Annotated in this window: 4 protein-coding genes and 1 pseudogene; 3 read left to right on the top strand and 2 right to left on the bottom strand. The window is 73.6% G+C overall.

What is annotated here, in order from left to right:
- A pseudogene (locus AB0C29_RS37545) lies at positions 1 to 210 on the bottom strand (hypothetical protein); the annotation flags it as partial.
- Between the two features lie 22 nt (positions 211 to 232).
- Positions 233 to 697: a DUF6232 family protein gene (locus tag AB0C29_RS37550; protein WP_360830838.1), complete on the bottom strand. Its 465-nt coding sequence runs from the start codon at positions 695 to 697 to the stop codon at positions 233 to 235.
- 88 nt (positions 698 to 785) lie between these two features.
- On the opposite strand from AB0C29_RS37550, the gene AB0C29_RS37555 reads away from it, so the two are divergent.
- The 3 genes from AB0C29_RS37555 to AB0C29_RS37565 all read left to right on the top strand — a co-directional run.
- Complete coding sequence (locus AB0C29_RS37555; protein ID WP_360550173.1) at positions 786 to 1,559, top strand: enoyl-CoA hydratase-related protein; 774 nt, start codon at positions 786 to 788, stop codon at positions 1,557 to 1,559.
- A 102-nt stretch (positions 1,560 to 1,661) separates the two neighbouring features.
- Positions 1,662 to 2,195 carry a hypothetical protein gene (locus AB0C29_RS37560; protein ID WP_360830842.1) on the top strand — a complete coding sequence of 178 codons (534 nt, stop codon included), beginning with the start codon at positions 1,662 to 1,664 and terminating at the stop codon, positions 2,193 to 2,195.
- A 40-nt stretch (positions 2,196 to 2,235) separates the two neighbouring features.
- Positions 2,236 to 3,846: Hsp70 family protein (locus AB0C29_RS37565; protein WP_360830845.1), on the top strand; the 1,611-nt coding region annotated here is incomplete at its 3' end.

Raw genomic sequence — 3,846 nt, forward strand, 5'->3', positions numbered from 1 at the left:
GGCGAGCCCGCCGAGCCGGCGGGTGCGGGGATTGGCGACCGCGGCGGCGACAGCCAGCTCGGCCGCGCCGCTGAGCAGGGTCCACGTGCGTGGGCGGCCCGGCAGCGAGCGCGGCACGATGGAGTCGAACGGCTTCGGGGTGAGGAAATGCAGCACCCCGGAGGTGGCGAGCAGGCCGGCGAGCGGCAGCGCGCCCCGGGCGTTCGTCATGGCACTCCTTGCCCGCGGCACCTCAGTGGGCGACGGTGTCGTGGTCCAGGGCGCGTTGCAGGGCCCGGTAGATCTGGCCGAAGCGCTGCGCGTTGTCCGTGTCCAGCAGCAGGACCTCGGAACCGCGGATGCGGGCCCAGATCTCGCGGCGGCGGCTGCCCTTGTCGTACGAGCGGTCGACGAACTCCAGCAGGACGTCGGACAGTGGCGCGGCGGCCAGGCCGATCAGGATGCCGCCGCCGATCAGGGCGACAGTGGTGGCCGTCGAGGCGTGGATGACCAGGGCCACCAGGACGCCGACCGCGCCGATCACGAGCGGGACGATCATCGCGATGCCGAGGGCGCCGCGCCCGGCCACCGCACCCCACGAACGGCGGCCCTGCCGGTGCCACACCTGGGCGAAATCGCTGAGGCGGTACTCCCGGCCGCTCATGCGGACCCCGGCGGACGTGACCAGCACGTCCGGATCGCGGTAATAGGTGATCATCGCCCCTCCTCGGTGTCCCATGCTACTTACCCTGGCGAGCCTGGCCTTACGCTGTCGGTGACTGAACGATCGCTAGGGAGGCATGCGCGTGGGTGAGTTCGTACGACTCGAGACGAGCGACGGCATCGGCACGATCCGGCTCGACCGTCCCCCGATGAACCCGCTGAACACCCAGGTGCAGGAGGAACTGCGCGAGGCGGCTCGGGCGGCGGCCGAGGAGCCGCAGATCAGAGCGGTGATCGTGTACGGCGGGGAGAAGGTGTTCGCCGCCGGCGCCGACATCACCGAGTTCACCACCACGACGTACCAGGAGATGACCGTCCGGGCGGCCGCCCTGTCCAGCGCGTTCGACGCGATCGCCCGGATCCCGAAGCCGGTCGTCGCCGCGGTGACCGGCTACGCCCTCGGCGGCGGTTGTGAGCTGGCGCTGGCCTGCGACTGGCGGGTCGTCGCGCAGGACGCCAAGCTCGGTCAGCCGGAGATCAAACTGGGCCTGATCCCGGGCGCCGGTGGCACCCAGCGGCTGGCCCGGCTCATCGGCCCGGCGAAGGCCAAGGACCTGGTGTTCTCCGGCCGGATGGTGGACGCCGAGGAGGCGCTGCGGATCGGGCTGGCCGACCGGGTGGTGCCCGCCGCCGACGTGTACGCGAGCGCGGTCGAGCTGCTCAAGCCGTACCTGAACGGCCCGGCCCTGGCCCTGCGGGCCGCGAAGCTGGCCATCGACGGCGGCCTGAGCACCGACCTGGCCTCGGGCCTGGCCTGGGAGAGTCAGCTGTTCGCCGGCCTGTTCGCCACCGACGACCGGATCGAGGGCACCACGGCATTCGTCGAGAAGCGCAAGCCGAAGTTCACCGGCCGCTGAGCCGGTCTGCTGGGTACGCCGGACTCAACCGAGAAACGCTGCGGTAGATCTCGCGTATATCGATCTGTTGCCATAAAGTTCCCCTCTGTGACGATGCCCGGTGTGCGCGTGACCTCGGTCCGGCGCACCGTGTGCGTGGCCGTGGCCCTGGTCGCCGGCCAGGCCTTGCTCTGCGGGGTCATCGGATTTGTCACATTCGGCGGTGACGATGCGAAGTCCGGCGGGCGGGCCGCGGAGCCCCAGCTCGCCGGGCCGCCGATCGTGGTGCCGAGCACGAACTCGCCACCGCCCAGCGAGCAGGCCGAGCGGCCGGTGTCCGCCAGCACCAAGCAGACCCGTACGGAACGGCCGACCTCGCCGGCCCCGGCCGCCGTGCGGAGCTCCACCACCCGGTCGATCAGCCCGTCCCGGACCACCACGGCGCCCGTGGCGCCCGTACCACCGCCGACGCCGACCACGTCACCGACGGATCGCGCGCTGCTGCCGCCGTCGGCCCCGGCGCCCGCGGACGACGCGCCGATCCCCGTGGCCGACGAGCCCTGCGACGACGCGGGCGCGACCGGCCGGACCGCCGAGGGCAAGGCCGTCCGCTGTGAGCGGGCCCGCAACGGCGACCTGCGCTGGCGCCTCGTCTAGCGAGATCATCAACTTCCGGGCTGCGCCTACACTGGCGCGCATGTCCATCGACCAGGGTCGGCACTCGCTCGGCGTCGACTTCGGCACCTCGAACACCGTCGCGGTGGCCCGCTGGCCCGACGGGCGGGCCCGGCCGATCCTCGTCGACGGTTCCCCGCTGCTGCCCTCGGCCGTCTATGCCGAGGCCGGCGGGCACCTGGTGGTGGGCCGCGACGCGGTGCACAGCGCCCGACGCGACCCGGGCCGCTTCGAACCCAACCCGAAACGCCGGATCGACGACGGACTGGTACTGCTCGGCGACGAGGAGTTCGAGGTCGTCGACATGATCGCCGCGGTGCTGGTCCGGGTGGCCGACGAGTGGCACCGCGCGGTCGGCCCGGTCCGCCCCGAGCTCACCCTCACCTGCCCGGCGACCTGGGGCGCCACCCGCCGGGGCCTGCTGGCCGAGGCCGCCGCCCGGGCCGGTCTGACCCGGGCCCGGCTGGTCGCCGAGCCGGTCGCCGCGGCCACCTACTTCGCCGAGGTGCTGGGCCGGGAGGTGCCGATCGGCTCGGTCGTGGTGGTGCACGACTTCGGCGCCGGCACCTTCGACGTCAGCGTCGTCGCCCGCACCGCGGAGGGCTTCGAGGTGCTGGCCGTGGACGGCCGGGACGACCTCGGCGGGCTGGACATCGACGCCGCCCTGGTCGAGCACATCGGCCAGCTCTGCGCCGAGCACGACCCGGCGATCTGGCAACGGCTGACCGAGCCGGCGACCCTGGAGGACCGGCGCGCCCAGCGGCAGCTCTGGGACGACGTCCGGATCGCCAAGGAACGCCTGTCCCGGCTCCAGTCGGCCGACGTGGTGGTGCCGCTGCTGGACCTGGAGCTGCACGTCACCCGCGAGGAGCTGGAGGAGCTGGCCCGGCCGGTGCTGGACCAGACCGTGCAGGTGACCCGGGACCTGCTGCGTTGGGCCGATCTGGCCGAGGGGCGGCTGGCCGGGGTGTTCCTGGTCGGCGGAGCGAGCCGGATCCCGCTGGTGGCGACGCTGCTGCACCGGGCGCTGGGCGAGGCGCCGGTGGCGATCGAGCAGCCCGAGCTGGTGGTGGCCGAGGGCAGCATCCTCGCGGACGCCGCGCTGCTGGCCGAGGAGCCGGCTGCGCCCGGTCCCACTGCTGAGATGCGGCTGCTCTCCCGGCAGCAGCAGGGTTCTTTCGCTGCGCCGCCCGCTTTCCCGGCGCCGCCCACGGCTGCGCATCCGGCCGACGTGATGCCGCACGCGGCGTCTTCCGCCTCGCATTCGGGCGTTCCCTCGGGTTCCGCCCTGCCTTCGGGCGCTCCCGCGGCTTCCACGCCGCATTCAGGTGCTTCAGCCGGATCCGCGCCGCATCCCGGTGCCCCGGCGGCGGCCCCCCACTCGGGAGCCCCAGCGTCTTCTGCGCCGCATTCGGGCGCTCTGGCGGCATCCGCGCCGCATTCGGACGCCGCGGCGGCATCCGCACCGCGCCCTGGGCCTCCCGCGACCTCTTCGCCGCGCTCGCGGATGGACGACGCGGAGACCGTGCCGTCAGCGCGGGATCAGCTGCTGCCGCCGCCAGCCGTCGACCCGTGGCCCGACGCCCAGCAGCACTGGGTGCCGGACCCGGACCAGACTGACGCGTCCGAACCC

Origin of the sequence: Actinoplanes sp. NPDC048791 (genome assembly GCF_040650095.1) — a bacterium.
Taxonomy (GTDB): domain Bacteria; phylum Actinomycetota; class Actinomycetes; order Mycobacteriales; family Micromonosporaceae; genus Actinoplanes.

Bases quoted from the DNA above. Each gene is read 5' to 3' on its own strand.
- AB0C29_RS37550 (WP_360830838.1), bottom strand. From the start codon at position 697: ATGATCACCTATTACCGCGATCCGGACGTGCTGGTCACGTCCGCCGGG.